Raw genomic sequence first — 19556 nt, 5'->3', positions numbered from 1 at the left:
AAGGAGCCCTAACTGTGATCGATACCTTTAACCGAACCGGTCCTCTCATGGAAGCAACCAGCTACCCAGGCTGGGCACAGCAATTGATTAAAAATTGCAGTGATGCCAAGCGCCGGGTGGTAGAACATGTGCTTTATCAACGGATGCGTGACGGCTGTCTTAGTCCTCAAACCATGCGCCAATATTTGATTGGCGGCTGGCCAGTGGTCGAGCAGTTTGCCGTCTATATGGCACAAAATCTGGCCAAAACCCGTTTCGCCCGTCACCCCGGTGAAGACATGGCGCGTCGCTGGTTGATGCGTAATATTCGGGTGGAGCTCAATCATGCTGATTATTGGGTGAACTGGAGTCTCGCGCATGGCGTTAGTTTGGGAGATTTGCAGGCTCAGCATGTGTCGCCGCAGTTGCATGCACTCAGCCATTGGTGCTGGCACACCAGCGCATCGGATTCGTTGATTGTTGCGGTTGCCGCCACCAACTACGCCATCGAAGGTGCCACTGGCGAGTGGTCAGCGATCGTTTGTTCCAGCGATGCCTATGCTGCGGGTTTCCCGGAAGACCAGCGCAAGCGCGCAATGAAGTGGCTGAACATGCACGCGCAGTATGACGATGCACACCCGTGGGAGGCGTTGGAAATTATTTGCACGCTGGCCGGCAATAACCCAACTGTTCAGCTGCAGACAGAGCTGCGCCAAGCCGTCACCAAAAGCTACGAGTACATGTTCCTGTTTCTAGAGAGCTGCATGCAGCAGGAAATGACGCCACAGCTGCGCGAGAATATGGCATTGGTTGAAACCGATTAGGCATTTGCATCGCTGGAGGCACATCCAACGGCTAGCAGGTTAAGCGCGCGGGGCAACCGGTGCTTAACCTGCCATCTCCAGGCGATTACGCCCTTCGCGCTTGGCCACGTACAAAGCACTGTCAGCTCTGAGCTGAAGGCTGGTGGCCGATTCAGCTGGTAACAAGGCTGCACCTCCGAGGCTGACCGTCAATTTGATCGGATGATCGGGTGTCGAACACGTCAGTTGCTGCGCTGCCTGGCGTAGCCGTTCGCCTACCATCGCTGCGGCTTCGCGGTCCGTGTTAGAGAGCACGATAAAAAACTCTTCCCCGCCAAACCTGAATACCCTATCGACATTGCGTAACTGACTTTTGATTGAACCTGCTACGGCTTTAAGGACCTCATCGCCAACGGCGTGCCCATGCATGTCGTTTACCCGCTTGAAGTGATCAATGTCGAGCATCAGCACCGACAGCGAACCTTTATGCCGAATCGCCAGTTCGATCTCTCTAGCTAAGGTCTGATCCATGGCGACGCGATTACCCGTATTTGTAAGCGGGTCGCGCAGGGCACTTTGGGTCGCTGAGCGATAAAGCAGGGCGTTGCGCAGGGGGAACAGCAAACTGGGAAGCAATGATTCTATTTGCGTCAGTTCGAGTTCCAAGAAACGGTGGCTGCGTTGAAACACCAGTTCACCTAGGTGTTCACCTTCGCTGCTCAATGTGTAACTCGCAAAATGATGGGCACGTTCACCCATTTTCAGATGCAGGTCAGATGAACGATGCCCATAGGTCAGACCATCGAGGGCAATCAAGCGTTTAATACCGCGAAAAAAAATCGTCAGAATTTTTTCTGCATCTAGACTCGTTTGCAGTTGAAGACCTAATTGTTGGCGTAGTTCAGTAACGTCAATAGGGGGCAGCGCTGCACTCTGCAACTGACAAAAGCCCAGACGTTGCAATTTAGCATGGTCAAAATCGATTGCGCGGGGCTGGGTGGCTAAGCTCATCTTTACACTCCTAAAACAGATAAGGCCGTGTTTAATGGTCTTTCTTAGAGCGAAAGTCGTGCCAATCAGTTCACTTAAATAAAACGAATAGAATACAGTGACTTAACGTCCCATGATGAGACGCGTCCGGTGAAACACGACGTTAATTTGACTTAAGAATCCACCCTTTAATACAGCTGCCCGGCTAGAGACATAAATCCGTCGGTGGGCGGGCAGCGTTTGCGGTTAACGCACCTCAGCTTACTGAGCGTCGAAGGCCTGACCGTTGATGCCTCTACTGTCTGGACCCATCAAATACAGATACACCGGCATGATGGCTTCGGGGGCGGGATTATCGTTGGGGTTTTCACCCGGATAAGCGTGGGCCCGCATGCTGGTACGCGTGGCACCGGGGTTGATGCTGTTGGACCGAACTGGCGCGACGTTTTCAAGCTCATCAGCCAAGGTTTGCATCAGACCTTCGGTGGCAAACTTGGATACGCCGTAGCCGCCCCAGTAAGCGCGTCCTTTGCGTCCGACGCTGCTTGACGTGAAGATGACTGACCCGTCGGCGGATAACTTAAGCAGTGGCAGCAGCGTACTGGTAAGCATGAACATGGCATTGACGTTGACGTGCATAACACGCATGAAATTTTCGCCAGACAGCTGCTCTATAGGCGTTCGCGGGCCAATGATCGATGCGTTGTGCAACAAGCCGTCCAAATGACCGAACTCAGTTTCGATCATCGCAGCCAACTCATCGTATTGATGCGGCAGGGCCGTTTCGAGGTTAAAGGGGATAACCGCTGGCTGAGGATGGCCCGCCGCTTCGATTTCGTCGTAGACCTGGGTCAGATTGGCTTCGGTCGTGCCCAGCAACAGAACAGTGGCGCCATGTGCCGCATACGTTTTGGCGGCAGCGGCCCCTATGCCCCGACCTGCGCCGGTTACCAGGATTACCCGGTCCTTGAGCAGTGCAGGGCGTGCAGAATAATCAAACATGAAAAACCTCAGTGGAAAATATACAAATCCAGATAGACCGGGTTGCCTTCATACGCGACGGGGTCAGCAGCTACATAGGGCGTTGTCGAGCACTTTGCGCAGATCCAAAGGGTGGTCGACCACGATGTCGGCGCCCCAATGATTTGGATTGTCGTGCGGATGAATGTAGCCATAGCGGACTGCCGCCGTCTTGGTTCCAGCGTCGCGGCCCGATTCGATATCGCGCAGGTCGTCGCCGACAAACAGGACGCTGGCAGGGTCCAGGTCGAGCATCTGGCAAGCAAGTATCAGCGGCTCTGGGTGAGGCTTGCTATAAGTGACATGGTCGGGACAAATGAGGATGGCCGAACGGTCAGCCAAGCCCAGTTGCTCCATGATAGGTCGAGCAAATCGCAAAGGTTTGTTGGTCACCACGCCCCAGATCAGATTGGCTTTTTCGATGTCAGCCAACAGTTCGGCCATGCCATCGAACAGTTTGCTATTTACAGCGCAGTCAATTTGATAGCGTTCGAGAAACTCCAGACGCAATGCTTCGAATTCAGGTGCGGTCGGGGAAAGCGCGAAAGTGGCTGCAACCATTGCCCTGGCGCCACCGGAGATTTCATCACGAATCAGCTTGTCCGCCACCGGCGCAAAACCTCGGTCAGCTAACATGCTCTGGCAGATCGCGATGAAATCCGGCGCGGTATCGAGCAGGGTGCCGTCCATGTCGAATAAAACCGCTCTCAAACGCATGGAGTTATGCCTCTCGGAGGGTCTGGATCATGTAGTTGACGTCGACGTTGGACGCCAGCTTGTAATGCTTGGTCAGAGGGTTGTAGGTCAGGCCAATGATGTCCTTGACCTGCAAACCCGCCTCGCGACTCCAGGCGCCCAGTTCCGACGGGCGGATAAATTTCTTGAAGTCGTGAGTGCCGCGCGGCAACAAGCCCATAATGTATTCGGCGCCAACAATGGCAAACAGGAACGCCTTGGGATTGCGGTTCAGGGTGGAGAAGAACACTTGGCCGCCGGGCTTGACCATACGAAAGCAGGCACGAATGACTGATGACGGGTCAGGTACGTGTTCCAGCATTTCCAGGCACGTCACGACATCAAACTGTTCGGGCATTTCGTCGGCGAGATCTTCGGCGGTGATCTGGCGGTAATCTACGGTCACTCCCGACTCCAACTGGTGCAAGCGCGCCACGGCCAGGGGTGCTTCACCCATGTCTATCCCCATCACTATGGCGCCGCGCTGGGCCATGGCTTCGCTGAGGATACCGCCGCCGCAACCGACATCCAACACGGTTTTGCCAGCCAGATTAACGCGTTCGTCGATCCAGTTGACCCGCAGCGGATTGATGTCATGCAGCGGTTTGAATTCGCTGTTGCGGTCCCACCAGCGATGGGCCAATGCTTCGAATTTGGCGATTTCTGCGTGGTCGACGTTGCTCATGGGTAATCCTCAAAAACTCGATTCTTTCGTCCTGTCCGGGCAATTAGACCCGCACGGTCATTGTTCGATCTGGCTTTGATGCCCCGATATTCGCTGGCCCCAAGCCTTAGCGGTTTCACACAGAGCCTGTTCATCCATGCGTGTCAGGCGTTTGTCATCAAGCAACTGTCTGCCGGCAACCCACACATGGGTCACACAATCGCGGCCGGTAGCATAGATGAGCTGCGACACCGGATCATATACCGGTTGTTGGGCTAGCCCAGATAGGTCGAACGCGACGATATCGGCGGCTTTGCCGATTTCCAATGAGCCTGTCTCAGACTGAATGCCCATGGCCCGTGCGCCATTGAGCGTCGCCATGCGCAAGGCCCGGTGGGCATCCAGTGCGGTCGCCGAGCCGGCGACTGCTTTGGCCAGCAAGGCCGCAGTGCGTGTTTCGCCCAGCAAGTCCAAATCATTGTTGCTGGCAGCGCCGTCCGTACCGATGGCGACATTGATGCCCGCCTGCCACAGCCGTTCTACCGGACAAAAGCCGCTAGCCAGTTTCAGGTTCGATTCGGGGCAATGAATCACGCTGGAATTACTTTCTACCAGCAAGGCGAGGTCTTCGTCGCTGACTTGGGTCATGTGCACCGCTTGAAAGCGTGGACCCAAGAGGCCAAGTCGGTTCAGGCGCGCGAGCGGCCGCTCATCAAGTTGCTCAACGGATTGTTCTACTTCAAAGGCGGTCTCATGCATGTGCATATGAATCATCGCATCGAGTTCGTCAGCGAGGACGCGAATTTTTTCCAGATTGTCATCGCAGATGGTGTACGGCGCGTGGGGGCCAAAAGCGATTTTGATCCGCGGATGGAGTTTTAGATCGTTGAACAGCTCGACGCCTTTGTGCAGCGCTTCATCCGTGGTACGTGCGCCAGGAATAGGGAAATCCAGTATCGGCACAGTAATTTGAGCGCGGATACCACTATTGTGCACACGCTCGCTGGCCACGTGCGGGTAAAAGTACATGTCAGAAAAGCACGTGATGCCGCCTTTAAGTTGCTCGGCGATTGCCAGGTCGGTGCCGTCACGGACAAACGCCTCATCGACCCATTTGGCTTCGGCGGGCCAAATATGGTTTTCCAGCCAAGTCATCAGCGGCAAGTCGTCAGCCAAGCCGCGAAACAGGGTCATTGCGGCATGCCCATGAGCATTGATCAGGCCGGGGCTGAGCAGCATTCCCGGCAGTTCACGGACCTCGAGAACGTTTTGTTTAAGCGCTTCAGCTCGCGGGCCAATGTAGACGATAAGGCCATCGCGAATGCCCAGCCCATGTTCTTTAAGCACCACGCCAGCAGGTTCGACCGGCACCAGCCAAGTGGGCAAGAGCAGCAGGTCGAGGGGGGTGGCAGCGTTGGGCATGGCGGGCATCCGTGGCTTGGTTTTCTTTATATAGCGGGGTAGACACACAAGCGGCAAAGTATACCCGAGCGTCTTGACGGACGGCTCGCTATAATCGGCGGTTTTTGACTTCTAGTTTTTTGTTTTTTGTTTCTTGAGTATGGGGTGAGAGATGCGCGATCGACTATTGGCTGCAGAGAAAGTGAAAGCCATCGATTGGCAGGACGACGCCCTGCATTTGCTTGATCAGCGTGTGCTTCCGTTTGAGGAAACCTGGCACGCCTACACAACGGCAGCTGGAGTCGCAGAGGCGATTCGCTCAATGGTCGTACGCGGCGCGCCAGCGATTGGTATCTGTGCGGCGTACGGCATTGTGTTGGCGGCACGGCAGCGGATAGCCGAAGGCGGCGACTGGGCCATGGCATTGGTAGCAGATTTTACGGTACTCGCCAATTCACGCCCCACGGCGGTCAATCTTTTCTGGGCGCTCAACCGTATGCGCGATCGCTTGGCGCGACTCAAGGGCAATGAATCGGCGCTGGCTGCTTTGGAAGCCGAAGCAGTGGCCATCCACCTCAGCGACCGCGAAGCCAACTTGACCATGGCTCAGCTCGGTGCCGATCTGATTCGCAAGCATCAGGGCAACCTACAAACCGTGTTGACTCACTGCAATACTGGCGCGCTGGCCACGGGTGGTTTTGGCACTGCGCTGGGCGTGATTCGAGCAGCGCACCTTGAAGGCATGATCGAACGCGTCTATGCCGATGAAACCCGGCCGTGGTTGCAAGGTTCGCGATTGACCGCTTGGGAATTGGCTAACGAAGGGATTCCGGTCACCGTCAACGCCGACTCGGCGGCTGCGCATCTGATGAAAACCAAAGGGATTACCTGGGTCATCGTCGGTGCCGACCGCATCACCGCCAATGGCGACGTGGCAAACAAAATCGGCACCTATCAACTGGCCGTCGCAGCGATGCACCATGGGGTGCGTTTTATGGTAGTCGCGCCAAGTTCAACCATCGACATGACCCTCGAAAGCGGCGATGACATTCCTATCGAAGAGCGTGACGGTCGAGAACTGCTGGAAGTTGGTGGCCAGCGTGTAGGGGCTGATGTTGACGCTTTCAACCCGGTCTTCGATGTCACCCCGGCCGATTTGATTGACGCCATCGTTACCGAAAAAGGCATCGTCGAGCGGCCCGATACTGCAAAAATGGCGCTACTTATGTGCCGCAAGCGGCTGCATTGAGTGCGCCCCAGGAGCCAGCGGGTGGTGAGCTTTTGAAGCCGTGTGGAGGCAGGCCTGTCGACAACAAGTGGGCGCTGCAGAGGTTAAGCCCTTCATTGATAGGCTCCAAGCCCCTCAGAGGCGCTATAAAGGCCGATCACTCATCGATTAGTGGTTGGGCAGGTTTTCAAGGGATAGGTCCCTGATCGCCATTGTGATAATATCCGGCGGTTCCCAAGGTCGCGCGATGCGCCTGCCTTTAATGCGCAGATCCATGGCACAACTCGTTAATTTGCCGTAAGTCGCTGCATGGCAAACGCCTGCAGCGGCTAGCTTCGTTCTTCCCGCATGGATGACGAAGTTTCACCAGAAAAAGGAATCAGGCTTCTCATGGGCGAACTGGCCAAAGAAATCCTCCCGGTCAATATCGAAGACGAGCTGAAACAGTCCTACCTCGACTACGCGATGAGCGTCATCGTCGGTCGAGCATTGCCGGATGCGCGCGACGGCTTGAAGCCTGTGCATCGGCGTGTACTGTTCGCAATGAGCGAATTGGGTAACGATTGGAACAAGCCGTACAAGAAATCTGCTCGTGTGGTCGGCGACGTTATCGGTAAGTATCACCCGCATGGCGACACTGCCGTTTACGACACGATCGTACGGATGGCGCAGCCATTTTCCCTGCGCTACTTGCTGGTAGACGGTCAAGGCAACTTCGGTTCGGTCGATGGCGATAACGCTGCGGCCATGCGATACACCGAAGTGCGCATGACAAAATTGGCCCACGAACTGCTGGCCGACCTGCATAAAGAAACCGTGGATTGGGTGCCGAACTACGACGGCACCGAAATGATCCCTGCGGTCATGCCGACCCGTATTCCCAACCTGCTGGTCAACGGCTCCAGCGGCATCGCCGTGGGCATGGCGACCAACATTCCGCCGCACAACCTTGGTGAAATCATCGACGGTTGCCTGGCGTTGATCGATAACGCTGACATCACCATCGATGAGTTGATGCAGTTCATCCCTGGTCCTGACTTCCCGACGGCCGCGATCATCAACGGTCGCGCCGGTATCGTCGAAGCCTATCGCACCGGCCGTGGGCGCATTTATATGCGTGCGCGCTCGATGATCGAAGACATCGACAAGGTCGGCGGCCGTCAGCAAATCGTTATTACTGAATTGCCGTACCAGTTGAACAAGGCGCGTCTGATCGAGAAGATCGCCGAGCTGGTCAAAGAGAAGAAGCTCGAAGGTATTACCGAGCTGCGCGACGAGTCTGATAAAGACGGCATGCGCGTCGTCATCGAGCTACGTCGTGGCGAGGTGCCTGAGGTTGTACTTAACAACCTCTACGCCCAAACCCAGCTGCAAAGCGTTTTCGGTATCAACATTGTTGCGTTGATCGATGGCCGTCCACGGATCCTGAACCTCAAGGATTTGCTGGAAGCCTTCGTTCGTCACCGCCGTGAAGTGGTTACCCGTCGTACCGTTTTCGAGCTGCGTAAGGCCCGTGAACGGGGGCATTTGCTGGAAGGTCAGGCCGTTGCCTTGTCGAACATCGACCCGGTTATCGCGCTGATCAAGGCCTCGCCGACACCTGCCGAAGCCAAAGTGGCGTTGATCGCGACCCCGTGGGAATCCAGCGCTGTGGTCGAAATGGTTGAACGTGCCGGCGCTGATTCTTGCCGCCCGGATAACCTTGATCCGCAATACGGCCTGCGCGATGGAAAGTATTTCCTGTCGCCAGAGCAGGCTCAAGCGATTCTGGAACTGCGTCTGCACCGTTTGACCGGTCTCGAACACGAAAAACTGCTGACCGAATATCAGGAAATCCTGAGCCAGATCGGCGAGCTGCTGCGCATCCTCAACAGCGCAGAGCGTTTGATGGAAATCATCCGCGAAGAGCTTGAGCTGATCCGCGCAGAATACGGCGATGTGCGTCGCACCGAGATTCTCGATGCCCGTCTGGACCTGACCTTGGGCGACTTGATCACCGAAGAGGAGCGGGTTGTCACCATCTCTCACGGTGGTTACGCCAAAACCCAGCCATTGGCCGTCTATCAGGCACAGCGCCGTGGCGGCAAAGGCAAGTCGGCTACTGGCGTCAAGGACGAGGACTACATCGCGCACCTGCTGGTCGCCAACAGCCACACCACGCTGTTGATGTTCTCCAGCAAGGGCAAGGTTTACTGGCTCAAGACTTACGAGATTCCGGAAGCGTCCCGCGCTGCCCGTGGTCGTCCGCTGGTCAACCTGCTGCCGTTGAGTGAGGGTGAATACATCACCACCATGCTGCCGGTAGACATGGAAGCCATGCGCAAGAAGTCCGAAGAAGAAGGCGGTGAAGACGTTATCACCGTGGAATCGGATGAAACCGCGACCGGCGAAACCGAAGAAGAACGCAAAGTACGCATCAAAGCCGAAGACCGGAAGAAAGCACCGTTCATCTTTATGTCGACCGCCAACGGTACGGTAAAGAAAACCCCGCTGGTGCAGTTCAGCCGTCAACGCAGTGTTGGCCTGATCGCCCTTGAGCTAGACGAAGGCGACATTTTGATTTCTGCCGCCATCACCGACGGCGAGCGCGAAGTCATGCTGTTCTCCGACGGCGGCAAGGTCACGCGTTTTAAAGAATCCGACGTTCGCGCCATGGGTCGCACTGCTCGCGGTGTGCGCGGCATGCGTCTGCCAGAGGGGCAGAAACTGATCTCGATGTTGATCCCAGAAGAGGGTAGCCAGATCCTGACCGCATCCGAACGTGGTTTCGGCAAGCGTACCGCGATTACCGAGTTCCCTGAGTACAAGCGTGGCGGGCAGGGCGTGATCGCCATGGTCAGCAACGAGCGTAACGGCCGTCTGGTCGGCGCGGTACAAGTGCTCGATGGCGAAGAAATCATGCTGATTTCCGACCAGGGCACCTTGGTTCGCACCCGTGTCGATGAAGTTTCAAGTCTGGGGCGTAACACCCAGGGCGTGACCCTTATCAAGCTGGCCAATGATGAGAAGCTGGTTGGCCTTGAGCGTGTTCAGGAGCCTTCAGAAGTTGAAGGCGAAGAGCTCGAAGGTGAAGAGTTCGACGGCGAAGTGCTGGAAGGCGACGATGATTTGATCGTCCTGGATGCTGACGAAGCCTCCGATACCCTGCAAGCCGACACCCCAGAAGAAGATTGAAACCTGTAGATCGCGAGCAAGCCCGCTCCTACAATTGAAATGTGATCTCCTGCCCCACATGACCCTGTGGGAGCAGGCTTGCCTGCGAATGGTTCGATACAGGCCCAAGCCTTTGACGAGAGTGGATATGAGCAAGCGAGCTTTTAACTTCTGCGCAGGCCCTGCCGCGCTCCCTGAAGCTGTTCTGCTGCGCGCCCAGGCGGAACTGTTGGACTGGCATGGTAAAGGCCTGTCCGTCATGGAAATGAGTCATCGCAGCGATGAATTCGTCTCCATTGCCAATAAGGCCGAGCAAGATCTGCGCGACCTGTTGAATGTTCCCTCAAACTATAAAGTGTTGTTCCTGCAAGGCGGCGCAAGCCAGCAATTTGCACAAATTCCGCTTAACCTGCTGCCTGAAGACGCCACCGCCGATTATATCGACACCGGTATCTGGTCGCAGAAAGCAATCGAAGAAGCTTCGCGCTTTGGCAACGTCAACGTCGCTGCCAGCGCGAAGCCTTATGACTATTTCGCAATTCCGGGTCAGAACGAGTGGAAGCTGTCCACAGACGCCGCCTACGTTCACTACGCACCCAACGAAACCATCGGCGGTCTGGAATTTAATTGGATCCCCGAGACTGGCGATGTACCGCTAGTAGCTGATATGTCCTCGGATATCCTGTCGCGCCCGGTGGACGTCTCCAAGTTCGGCATGATTTACGCCGGTGCACAAAAGAACATCGGGCCTAGCGGTATCGTCGTCGTGATCATTCGTGAAGACTTGCTCGGGCGCGCCCGTTCAATCTGCCCGACGATGCTCAATTACAAAGTCGCTGCCGATAACGCGTCGATGTACAACACGCCTCCTACCTTGTCCTGGTACCTGTCGGGTTTGGTATTTGAGTGGCTCAAGGAACAAGGCGGTGTCGAGGCCATGGGTATGCGCAATGACCTCAAACAGCGCACGCTGTACGACTTCATCGACGCTAGCGGGCTGTACAGCAACCCAATCAACAAAACCGACCGCTCGTGGATGAACGTGCCTTTTCGCCTGGCCGACGACCGTTTGGACAAGCCGTTTCTTGCAGGCGCAGAAGCGCGCAGCCTGCTCAACCTCAAGGGCCATCGATCGGTAGGCGGCATGCGTGCCTCCATCTATAACGCCGTTGATATCCACGGGGTTAATGCCTTGGTGGCTTACATGGCAGAGTTCGAGAAGGAACACGGCTAATGTCTGAGGAAGAACTCAAGGCGCTGCGGATACGCATCGACAGCCTGGATGAAAAAGTCCTGGAGCTGATCAGTGAGCGTGCCCGCTGCGCGCAAGAAGTTGCGCGGGTGAAAATGGCCTCGCTGGCGGAAGGCGAAGTGCCGGTCTTCTATCGTCCAGAGCGCGAAGCACAAGTACTCAAGCGCGTCATGGAGCGCAACAAAGGGCCGTTGGGCAACGAAGAAATGGCGCGTTTGTTCCGCGAAATCATGTCTTCCTGTCTGGCGCTTGAGCAGCCATTGAAAGTGTCGTACCTCGGTCCGGAAGGCACTTTTACCCAAGCGGCGGCTATGAAGCATTTTGGTCATGCGGTGATTAGCTTGCCGATGGCGGCCATCGACGAAGTGTTCCGTGAGGTCGCGGCGGGTGCCGTGAATTTTGGCGTGGTGCCGGTAGAAAACTCCACCGAAGGTGCGGTCAATCACACCCTCGACAGCTTTCTTGAACACGACATGGTGATCTGTGGCGAAGTCGAGCTGCGTATTCACCATCATTTGCTGATCGGTGAAAACACCAAGACCGACAGCATTAGCCGCATCTACTCCCACGCTCAGTCGCTGGCTCAGTGCCGCAAGTGGCTGGACGCGCACTACCCGAATGTCGAGCGCATTGCGGTTGCCAGTAACGCCGAAGCCGCCAAGCGGGTGAAGGGTGAGTGGAGTTCAGCCGCGATTGCCGGTGATATGGCCGCTGGACTGTATGGTCTGACGCGTATCGCCGAAAAAATCGAAGATCGTCCAGACAATGCTACGCGTTTCCTGATCATTGGCAGCCAAGAAGTGCCGCCTACGGGCGACGATAAAACCTCGATCATTGTTTCGATGAGCAACAAACCTGGCGCGTTGCATGAGTTGTTGGTGCCGTTCCATCAGAACGGCATTGACCTGACGCGCATCGAGACTCGGCCTTCACGCAGCGGTAAATGGACCTACGTGTTCTTTATCGACTTCGTCGGTCATCACCGCGACCCACTGATCAAAGCCGTGCTAGAGCAGATCAGTCAGGAAGCAGTGGCACTCAAAGTGCTCGGTTCATACCCGAAAGCGGTTCTTTAAAGGGTAGTGATATGAGCGGCGACTTCCTTGCCCTGGCACAGCCGGGCGTGCAAAAACTTTCACCCTACGTCCCGGGAAAGCCTGTGGACGAACTGGCGCGTGAGCTGAATATAGACCCGGCCAGCATCATCAAGCTGGCCAGCAACGAAAACCCGTTAGGTGCTAGCCCCAAGGCACTGGCGGCGATTCAACGCGAATTGACAGGCCTGACGCGCTACCCGGATGGCAATGGTTTCAACCTTAAGGCTCGGCTGTCTGAGCGCTGTGGGGTGCAGGCAAATCAGGTGACGTTGGGCAATGGCTCTAACGACATTCTTGAATTGGTCGCCCGCGCTTACTTGGCGCCGGGACTAAACGCAGTGTTCAGTGAACACGCGTTCGCCATTTATCCCATCGTCACCCAAGCGGTAGGTGCTGACGCCCACGTCGCGCCCGCCAGAGACTGGGGTCACGACCTGCCTACCATGCTGGCTGCTATTGATAGCAACACCCGTGTCGTATTTATCGCTAACCCAAATAACCCCACCGGCACCTGGTTCGGTCCGAGCGCCTTGGCTGATTTCCTCGCCGATGTTCCGGCAAACGTGTTGGTGGTGCTGGATGAGGCCTACATCGAGTACGCCGCCGGCACAGATTTGCCAAACGGCCTGGATTATTTGGCGCAGTATCCCAATTTGCTGGTCTCGCGGACATTCTCCAAAGCCTACGGCTTGGCGTCGTTGCGTGTCGGCTATGGCCTTTCGTCGCCAGCGGTGGCGGACGTACTCAATCGCGTCCGCCAGCCGTTCAATGTAAACAGCCTTGCGCTGGCTGCCGCTTGTGCCGCGCTGGACGATGTCGAATACGTGGCCGAAAGTCGCCGCCTCAACGAAGTGGGCATGAATCTTTTAGAACAAGGGTTGCGCGAGCTGGGCTTGAGCTGGATTGCGTCGAAAGCCAACTTCCTGGCCATTGATCTGGGTCGTGAAAGCGCATCAGTTTATCAGGGGCTGCTTAATGAAGGTGTGATCGTGCGTCCGATCGGCGGTTATGGCATGCCCAACCACTTGCGGGTAAGCATTGGGTTGCCGAGCGAAAACCTGCGTTTTCTCGACGCGTTGGCGAAGGTTCTCGCGCGTGGTTGATGTCACGTCCCTGCAATCAGTCCGTCCTATGATCGGGCGCCTGGTGGTAATCGGCCTCGGTTTGATCGGCGGTTCGTTTGCCAAAGGTCTGCGTGAAAGCGGGCTGTGCGGTGAAGTCGTCGGCGTTGATCTGGACCCTCGCTCTCGTTTAATGGCCGTTGAGCTGGGCATTGTGGATCGCTGCGAGGAAGACATTGCTGCCGCTTGTCGCGGCGCTGACGTGATAATGCTCGCTGTGCCTATTCTGGCGATGGAAAAACTGCTGACGTTATTGGCCACCTTCGACTTGGGTGATGCGGTGTTGACTGATGTAGGCAGTGCCAAGGGCAATGTAGTTCGGGCCGCGCAGCTGGCGTTTGGTGATTGTCCTGCGCGCTTTGTGCCGGGGCATCCGATTGCGGGATCTGAGCAGAGTGGAGTGGAGGCGTCCAACGCGCAGTTATTCCGTCGGCATAAAGTGATTTTGACACCGCTGGTCGATACTGACCCAGTGGCAGTGGCCCTTATCGACCGGTTATGGTCCGAGCTGGGGGCAGATGTCGAGCACATGCAGGTCGAGCGCCACGACGAAGTGTTGGCCGCCACCAGTCATTTGCCGCATTTGCTGGCGTTTGGTTTAGTGGATTCGCTGGCCAAGCGCAACGAGAATCTAGACATCTTTCGATACGCTGCGGGAGGTTTCCGCGATTTCACAAGGATCGCGGGCAGTGACCCGGTGATGTGGCACGACATCTTTCTCGCCAATCGCGAAGCGGTGTTACGCACATTAGATACATTTCGCAGCGACCTCGACGCCTTGCGCGACGCGGTCGATGCAGGGGATGGGCATCAATTGTTGGGCGTTTTCACCCGCGCCCGTGTTGCTCGCGAGCATTTCAGTAAAATCCTGGCCCGTCGGGCCTATGTGGACGCTATGAACACCAACGACCTGATTTTCCTGGCTAACCCTGGTGGACGCGTTTGCGGACGTATCCGAGTTCCAGGCGATAAATCAATTTCCCACCGCTCGATCATGCTCGGCTCACTGGCTGAAGGCACGACCGAAGTCGAAGGCTTCCTCGAAGGCGAAGACGCGCTGGCAACCCTGCAAGCATTCCGAGACATGGGCGTGGTTATCGAAGGCCCGAACCATGGCCGCGTGACTATTCACGGTGTTGGCTTGCACGGCCTGAAAGCAGCCCCGGGCCCCATCTATCTGGGCAACTCCGGCACCTCGATGCGCCTGCTCTCTGGTTTGCTCTCAGCTCAAAGCTTCGACAGCACCCTGACCGGCGACGCGTCACTGTCCAAACGTCCGATGAATCGCGTGGCCAATCCTTTGCGGGAAATGTGCGCAGTAATCGAGACCGCCGCCGAAGGTCGTCCACCGATGACTATTCGTGGTGGCCAGCGTTTGACGGGGCTGACGTACAGCATGCCTATGGCCAGTGCGCAGGTTAAATCTTGCCTGTTGCTGGCAGGTTTGTATGCCGACGGCGAGACTCGTGTGACCGAGCCTGCCCCGACCCGCGATCATACCGAACGCATGTTGCGTGGTTTCGGCTATCCCGTCAGCACCCAGGGCAGCACTGCTTCGGTAGAGTCCGGCCATACGCTGACCGCTACCCACATCGAAGTGCCCGCAGATATTTCGTCGGCTGCGTTCTTTCTGGTCGCGGCATCTATTGCGCAGGGCTCGGACTTGCTGCTGGAACACGTCGGCATCAATCCGACCCGTACTGGCGTCATAGACATCCTTCGTTTGATGGGTGCTGACATCACGCTTGAAAATCAGCGTGAAGTCGGCGGCGAGCCTGTGGCTGACCTGCGCGTGCGCTCGGCCAAGCTTAAAGGTATCGACATTCCGGAAGAGCTGGTGCCCTTGGCAATCGACGAATTTCCGGTGCTGTTCGTTGCCGCAGCCTGTGCCGACGGAAGGACCGTATTGCGTGGCGCGGAAGAATTACGCGTCAAAGAGTCGGACCGCATTCAAGTAATGGCCGATGGCTTACTCGCGTTGGGCGTTAAAGCCGAACCGACAACGGATGGCATTATCATTGATGGCGCCGGTTTCGGTGCTGAAGCGTTCAGCGGCGGTGAAGTGAACGGTCACGGTGATCACCGGATTGCCATGGCCTTCAGCGTTGCTTCTTTGCGCGCATCGGCGCCCATCCGTATTCATGATTGCGCCAACGTTGCCACATCTTTCCCCAACTTTCTTGCACTGTGCGCCCAAGTCGGCATGCGTGTAGCACAAGAGGCACAGTCGTGAAGGTTCAGCCGCCAGTTATTACCATCGACGGGCCTAGTGGGTCTGGCAAAGGCACCGTCGCGGGCAGGTTAGCCAAGCATTTGGGCTGGTGTCTGCTCGATTCCGGGGCGCTTTATCGTCTTTTGGCTTTCGCAGCGCGCAACCATGGGGTCGACCTGACCAACGAAGAAGCGTTGAAACTTCTGGCCGCTCATCTGGATGTGCAATTCAACGCGGGTAACGACGATCACGGGCAGCGCATTACCCTTGAAGGTGAGGACGTTACCCACGCCATTCGCAACGAAACGATCGGCAATGGGGCCTCGCAAGTCGCTTCACTGCCGGCGGTGCGCGACGCTTTGCTCCAGCGTCAGCGTGCCTTCCTTGAAATGCCGGGCCTTGTCGCAGACGGTCGCGACATGGGTACGGTAGTTTTTCCTGATGCGCCGCTGAAGATTTTTCTGACTGCTACGCCCGAAGAGCGTGCACGCCGCCGTTACTTGCAGTTGAAGGCCAAGGGTGATGATGTTAGTCTGTCGAGTCTGCTAGATGAGATATGTGCACGCGATAAGCGTGACACCCAGCGAGCGGTAGCCCCGCTAAAGCCGGCGCACGACGCCATTCAGCTGGATTCCACCGAATTATCGATTGAGCAGGTGTTGGAACGCATCTTGAGTGAAGTCGCGATTCGCGATATCGCCGGATGACGAGAAGAAGCGTGTGGGAGACCAGTCATAGTCCCACAGGCTTCTTTTACTTGAACGAAACCCACGTTGTCTGGAATGTGGCAGATGGGCGTATTCTTCGCCCTTGATCAACAGGAATTAAAATGAGCGAAAGCTTTGCAGAACTTTTTGAAGAAAGCCTAAAGACCCTGAACCTTCAGGCTGGCTCGATTATCACCGCGATCATCGTTGATATCGATTACCAAGCAGGTTGGGTTACGGTTCACGCCGGTCTCAAATCTGAAGGCCTCATCCCGCTAGAGCAGTTCCACAACGATGCTGGCGAGCTGACCATCAAGATCGGCGACGAAGTGCACGTTGCACTGGACGCGGTCGAAGATGGCTTTGGCGAAACCAAGCTGTCCCGCGAAAAAGCCAAGCGTGCTGAGTGCTGGATCGTTCTGGAAGCGGCTTTCGCAGCTGAAGAAGTGGTCAAGGGCGTTATCAACGGTAAGGTTAAAGGCGGCTTTACTGTCGACGTTAACGGCATCCGTGCGTTCCTGCCTGGTTCTCTGGTTGACGTCCGCCCAGTGCGTGACACGACTCACCTGGAAGGTAAAGAACTCGAATTCAAGGTCATCAAACTCGACCAGAAACGCAACAACGTTGTTGTTTCTCGCCGTAGCGTCCTTGAAGCTGAGAACAGCGCTGAGCGTGAAGCTCTGCTGGAATCCTTGCAGGAAGGCCAACAAGTCAAAGGTATCGTCAAAAACCTCACCGATTACGGCGCATTCGTCGATCTGGGTGGCGTCGATGGCCTGCTGCACATTACCGACATGGCTTGGAAGCGTATCAAGCATCCATCGGAAATCGTCAATGTTGGCGATGAGATCGATGTAAAAGTCCTGAAGTACGATCGCGAACGCAATCGTGTTTCCTTGGGTCTGAAGCAGTTGGGCGAAGATCCATGGGTCGCTATCAAAGCTCGTTACCCAGAAGGCACTCGCGTTACCGCTCGTGTTACCAACCTGACCGACTACGGCTGCTTCGCTGAGCTGGAAGAAGGCGTTGAAGGCTTGGTACACGTTTCCGAAATGGACTGGACCAACAAAAACATCCACCCTTCAAAAGTCGTACAAGTTGGCGACGAAGTGGAAGTTATGGTTCTGGACATCGACGAAGAGCGTCGTCGTATCTCCCTCGGCATCAAGCAGTGCAAATCTAACCCATGGGAAGATTTCTCTGGCCAGTTCAACAAGGGCGATAAAATCTCCGGCACCATCAAGTCGATCACCGATTTCGGTATCTTCATTGGTCTGGACGGCGGCATCGACGGCCTGGTTCACCTGTCCGACATCTCGTGGAACGAAGTGGGCGAAGAAGCCGTGCGTCGCTTCAAGAAGGGCGACGAGCTCGACACCGTCATCCTGTCTGTTGATCCAGAGCGCGAACGCATCTCGCTCGGTATCAAGCAGTTGGAAAGCGATCCGTTCTCTGAGTACGTGATGGTCAACGACAAAGGCGCTATCGTTCGCGGTATCGTTAAAGAAGTAGACGCCAAAGGCGCCATCATCACTTTGGCCGACGACATCGAAGCTACTCTGAAAGCCTCCGAAATCAGCCGTGACCGCGTTGAAGACGCGCGTAACGTTCTGAAAGAAGGCGAAGAAGTTGAAGCCAAGATCATCAGCGTTGATCGCAAGAGCCGCGTAATCCAATTGTCCATCAAGTCGAAAGACGTTGAAGACGAGAAGGAAGCAATCCAAAGCCTGCGCACTAAGCCAGAAGCTGCGGAAAGCACAGGTCCTACCACTATCGGTGACCTGCTTCGCGCACAAATGGAAAAACAGAACTAAGTTCTGATTAACCATTAGAAAAAGGGTGACTTCGGTCGCCCTTTTTTGTGCCTGCAATTCCTGTGGTAACCCAGATGGATGCCTTGCAATTCTGTCTGTCAGACCTATCCTCATCTACACGCTGAAATTTCCGATGCAGACAACGCGGCCCATACGCGGCTAGACTCTGGCTGTCTCCGGGCAGTCGCTGGGCTCACGCTCGCATAAGGGAATACATGCGCCAAGTAATAGTCGTATTGATCATCATCGCCCTTGCAGGCTGTTCTACGGCCCACAAAACTAAAGCAATACGAGGCCAGAGCGGCTTGCGGATTGAGTGTTCGGGAATGTTTTCAAACTGGGATCGTTGCTACACAAGGGCTGCCCACGAATGTCGTCCAGGCACGTTCAAAGTCGTCGCCAAGTCTAGCGATGTGAAAGAAGATCCCGAAGACTATCCGTTTGGCTGGAATCCTGCGGGCTACTTTAGTCGTCGCATGCTGATCATCTGCAGGTAATCGTGCCAGCCTGTACTCAGCATTGACGCCGCAAATCAAATACCTGCTCCGACTCATCAATTCACATAAGTCAATGCTTAGACTGTTCAAATCCCTCAAGTCATGCTAAAACCTTTTAAGCGCTTTACCTAGCTGCTTGAAAAAGAAGGGAAAAATATGACGAAGTCGGAGTTGATCGAACGAATTGTCACCCATCAAGGGCTGCTGTCATCCAAGGATGTAGAGCTGGCCATCAAGACAATGCTTGAGCAAATGTCCCAATGCCTTGCCACTGGTGATCGCATCGAGATACGTGGCTTTGGCAGCTTCTCGCTCCACTACCGCTCACCACGCGTCGGACGCAACCCAAAGACCGGTCAGTCAGTCAGTCTGGACGGCAAATTCGTCCCTCACTTCAAACCGGGTAAAGAACTGCGTGACAGGGTCAACGAAGAAGAGGAAGAGGGCTATGAATACCCTTGATGGCAGGAGGTGCAGATGCGGAACTTAATGCGCATTATATTGGTCACAGTTATTCTGCTGATTGCTTTGGCAACGGTAGTGTTTCTGTTAGAAAACCAACAGCCCATTGCGTTGGCGTTTTTGGGTTGGACAGGTCCGCAGATGTCGGTGGCAGTACCAGTTATTTTGGCGTTGCTGGTTGGGATGGTGATTGGGCCGGTATTGGGTTGGGGATTGCGCGTTAGAAAGATCCGGAAAGCATCTCGATCGGCGTGAGGTAGGCGCGGAGTGATGCGGATCGGGTTGGCCTCCAAAAGGCCCTCAGCGGTCAGACAAATTATTTAAACTCGGGTCAATAAATTTGGAATCAGATTGGATAATTCGCGATCCTCACGTGTTCCTCTGCCCTCTCAACTCATAGTGGGCAGAGAGATTAGATTCA

17 protein-coding genes are annotated in these 19556 nt (G+C 55.7%); 12 read left to right on the top strand and 5 right to left on the bottom strand.

The genetic code is table 11. The annotated features are described in order from the left end of the window. Positions 1–14 precede the first annotated feature (14 nt). Positions 15–803 (top strand): TenA family transcriptional regulator, encoded by a 789-nt coding sequence (locus RGW60_RS12980; protein WP_322204977.1) that lies wholly within the window; start codon positions 15–17, stop codon positions 801–803. A gap of 63 nt (positions 804–866) precedes the next feature. Here RGW60_RS12980 and RGW60_RS12975 read toward each other — a convergent pair whose 3' ends face one another. The 5 genes from RGW60_RS12975 to RGW60_RS12955 form a co-directional block, all read right to left on the bottom strand. Further along, positions 867–1793 carry a GGDEF domain-containing protein gene (locus RGW60_RS12975; protein WP_322204976.1) on the bottom strand — a complete coding sequence of 309 codons (927 nt, stop codon included), beginning with the start codon at positions 1791–1793 and terminating at the stop codon, positions 867–869. 240 nt (positions 1794–2033) lie between these two features. Beyond that, complete coding sequence (locus RGW60_RS12970) at positions 2034–2774, bottom strand: YciK family oxidoreductase (RefSeq protein ID WP_322204975.1); 741 nt, start codon at positions 2772–2774, stop codon at positions 2034–2036. Between the two features lie 63 nt (positions 2775–2837). Beyond that, positions 2838–3509: an N-acetylmuramic acid 6-phosphate phosphatase MupP gene (gene mupP, locus RGW60_RS12965; RefSeq protein ID WP_322204974.1), complete on the bottom strand. Its 672-nt coding sequence runs from the start codon at positions 3507–3509 to the stop codon at positions 2838–2840. Between the two features lie 4 nt (positions 3510–3513). Continuing rightward, entirely contained in the window at positions 3514–4212 is a 699-nt protein-coding gene (ubiG, locus tag RGW60_RS12960; protein WP_322204973.1) for a bifunctional 2-polyprenyl-6-hydroxyphenol methylase/3-demethylubiquinol 3-O-methyltransferase UbiG, read from the bottom strand. A 57-nt stretch (positions 4213–4269) separates the two neighbouring features. After that, complete coding sequence (locus RGW60_RS12955) at positions 4270–5613, bottom strand: TRZ/ATZ family hydrolase (RefSeq protein ID WP_322204972.1); 1344 nt, start codon at positions 5611–5613, stop codon at positions 4270–4272. A 151-nt stretch (positions 5614–5764) separates the two neighbouring features. Between RGW60_RS12955 and mtnA the strand changes: the two genes are divergently transcribed. The 11 genes from mtnA (at position 5765) to RGW60_RS12900 (ending at position 19390) form a co-directional block, all read left to right on the top strand. Continuing rightward, positions 5765–6841: an S-methyl-5-thioribose-1-phosphate isomerase gene (mtnA, locus tag RGW60_RS12950; RefSeq protein ID WP_322204971.1), complete on the top strand. Its 1077-nt coding sequence runs from the start codon at positions 5765–5767 to the stop codon at positions 6839–6841. Positions 6842–7210: 369 nt separating this feature from the next. Further along, a complete protein-coding gene (gene gyrA / locus RGW60_RS12945; RefSeq protein WP_322204970.1) occupies positions 7211–9994 on the top strand; it encodes a DNA gyrase subunit A in 2784 nt (927 codons plus the stop codon). A 127-nt stretch (positions 9995–10121) separates the two neighbouring features. Continuing rightward, positions 10122–11207 carry a 3-phosphoserine/phosphohydroxythreonine transaminase gene (serC, locus tag RGW60_RS12940; protein WP_322204969.1) on the top strand — a complete coding sequence of 362 codons (1086 nt, stop codon included), beginning with the start codon at positions 10122–10124 and terminating at the stop codon, positions 11205–11207. Continuing rightward, positions 11207–12301, top strand: coding sequence for a prephenate dehydratase (gene pheA, locus RGW60_RS12935; RefSeq protein ID WP_322204968.1), 1095 nt, complete (start codon positions 11207–11209; stop codon positions 12299–12301). Before serC ends, pheA begins: the two co-directional genes overlap by 1 nt. Positions 12302–12312: 11 nt before the next feature. Next, a complete protein-coding gene (hisC, locus tag RGW60_RS12930) occupies positions 12313–13425 on the top strand; it encodes a histidinol-phosphate transaminase (RefSeq protein ID WP_322204967.1) in 1113 nt (370 codons plus the stop codon). Positions 13426–13453: 28 nt separating this feature from the next. After that, on the top strand, positions 13454–15676 hold the full coding sequence (locus tag RGW60_RS12925; protein WP_322206909.1) for a bifunctional prephenate dehydrogenase/3-phosphoshikimate 1-carboxyvinyltransferase: 2223 nt from the start codon (positions 13454–13456) through the stop codon (positions 15674–15676). Next, positions 15673–16362: a (d)CMP kinase gene (gene cmk, locus RGW60_RS12920; protein WP_322204966.1), complete on the top strand. Its 690-nt coding sequence runs from the start codon at positions 15673–15675 to the stop codon at positions 16360–16362. Before RGW60_RS12925 ends, cmk begins: the two co-directional genes overlap by 4 nt. A 122-nt stretch (positions 16363–16484) precedes the next feature. Then, on the top strand, positions 16485–18176 hold the full coding sequence (gene rpsA / locus RGW60_RS12915; protein WP_322165580.1) for a 30S ribosomal protein S1: 1692 nt from the start codon (positions 16485–16487) through the stop codon (positions 18174–18176). A gap of 215 nt (positions 18177–18391) precedes the next feature. Then, a complete protein-coding gene (locus RGW60_RS12910) occupies positions 18392–18673 on the top strand; it encodes a hypothetical protein (protein WP_322204965.1) in 282 nt (93 codons plus the stop codon). A gap of 156 nt (positions 18674–18829) precedes the next feature. After that, the gene (gene ihfB, locus RGW60_RS12905; RefSeq protein WP_322204964.1) at positions 18830–19135 is read left to right on the top strand and encodes an integration host factor subunit beta; all 306 of its coding nucleotides are present in this window, start codon (positions 18830–18832) and stop codon (positions 19133–19135) included. A 15-nt stretch (positions 19136–19150) separates the two neighbouring features. Beyond that, entirely contained in the window at positions 19151–19390 is a 240-nt protein-coding gene (locus RGW60_RS12900; protein ID WP_322204963.1) for a lipopolysaccharide assembly protein LapA domain-containing protein, read from the top strand. The last annotated feature ends 166 nt before the right edge of the window (positions 19391–19556 follow it).

It is taken from the genome of Pseudomonas sp. AB6 (assembly GCF_034314105.1).
Classification (GTDB): Bacteria; Pseudomonadota; Gammaproteobacteria; order Pseudomonadales; family Pseudomonadaceae; genus Aquipseudomonas.
The sequence above is the reverse complement of the archived record's forward strand: the minus strand, read 5'-3'. Positions and strand labels throughout refer to the sequence as shown.

Excerpts from the sequence above, each read along its gene's own strand:
- pheA (WP_322204968.1), top strand. The coding sequence starts at position 11,207 with ATGTCTGAGGAAGAACTCAAGGCGCTGCGGATACGCATCGACAGCCTG.
- ihfB (WP_322204964.1), top strand. The coding sequence starts at position 18,830 with ATGACGAAGTCGGAGTTGATCGAACGAATTGTCACCCATCAAGGGCTG.
- rpsA (WP_322165580.1), top strand. The coding sequence starts at position 16,485 with ATGAGCGAAAGCTTTGCAGAACTTTTTGAAGAAAGCCTAAAGACCCTG.
- hisC (WP_322204967.1), top strand. The coding sequence starts at position 12,313 with ATGAGCGGCGACTTCCTTGCCCTGGCACAGCCGGGCGTGCAAAAACTT.
- mupP (WP_322204974.1), bottom strand. The coding sequence starts at position 3,509 with ATGCGTTTGAGAGCGGTTTTATTCGACATGGACGGCACCCTGCTCGAT.
- RGW60_RS12910 (WP_322204965.1), top strand. The coding sequence starts at position 18,392 with ATGCGCCAAGTAATAGTCGTATTGATCATCATCGCCCTTGCAGGCTGT.
- mtnA (WP_322204971.1), top strand. The coding sequence starts at position 5,765 with ATGCGCGATCGACTATTGGCTGCAGAGAAAGTGAAAGCCATCGATTGG.
- RGW60_RS12975 (WP_322204976.1), bottom strand. The coding sequence starts at position 1,793 with ATGAGCTTAGCCACCCAGCCCCGCGCAATCGATTTTGACCATGCTAAA.
- RGW60_RS12970 (WP_322204975.1), bottom strand. The coding sequence starts at position 2,774 with ATGTTTGATTATTCTGCACGCCCTGCACTGCTCAAGGACCGGGTAATC.
- RGW60_RS12900 (WP_322204963.1), top strand. The coding sequence starts at position 19,151 with ATGCGGAACTTAATGCGCATTATATTGGTCACAGTTATTCTGCTGATT.
- serC (WP_322204969.1), top strand. The coding sequence starts at position 10,122 with ATGAGCAAGCGAGCTTTTAACTTCTGCGCAGGCCCTGCCGCGCTCCCT.
- RGW60_RS12955 (WP_322204972.1), bottom strand. The coding sequence starts at position 5,613 with ATGCCCAACGCTGCCACCCCCCTCGACCTGCTGCTCTTGCCCACTTGG.
- RGW60_RS12925 (WP_322206909.1), top strand. The coding sequence starts at position 13,454 with ATGATCGGGCGCCTGGTGGTAATCGGCCTCGGTTTGATCGGCGGTTCG.
- gyrA (WP_322204970.1), top strand. The coding sequence starts at position 7,211 with ATGGGCGAACTGGCCAAAGAAATCCTCCCGGTCAATATCGAAGACGAG.
- ubiG (WP_322204973.1), bottom strand. The coding sequence starts at position 4,212 with ATGAGCAACGTCGACCACGCAGAAATCGCCAAATTCGAAGCATTGGCC.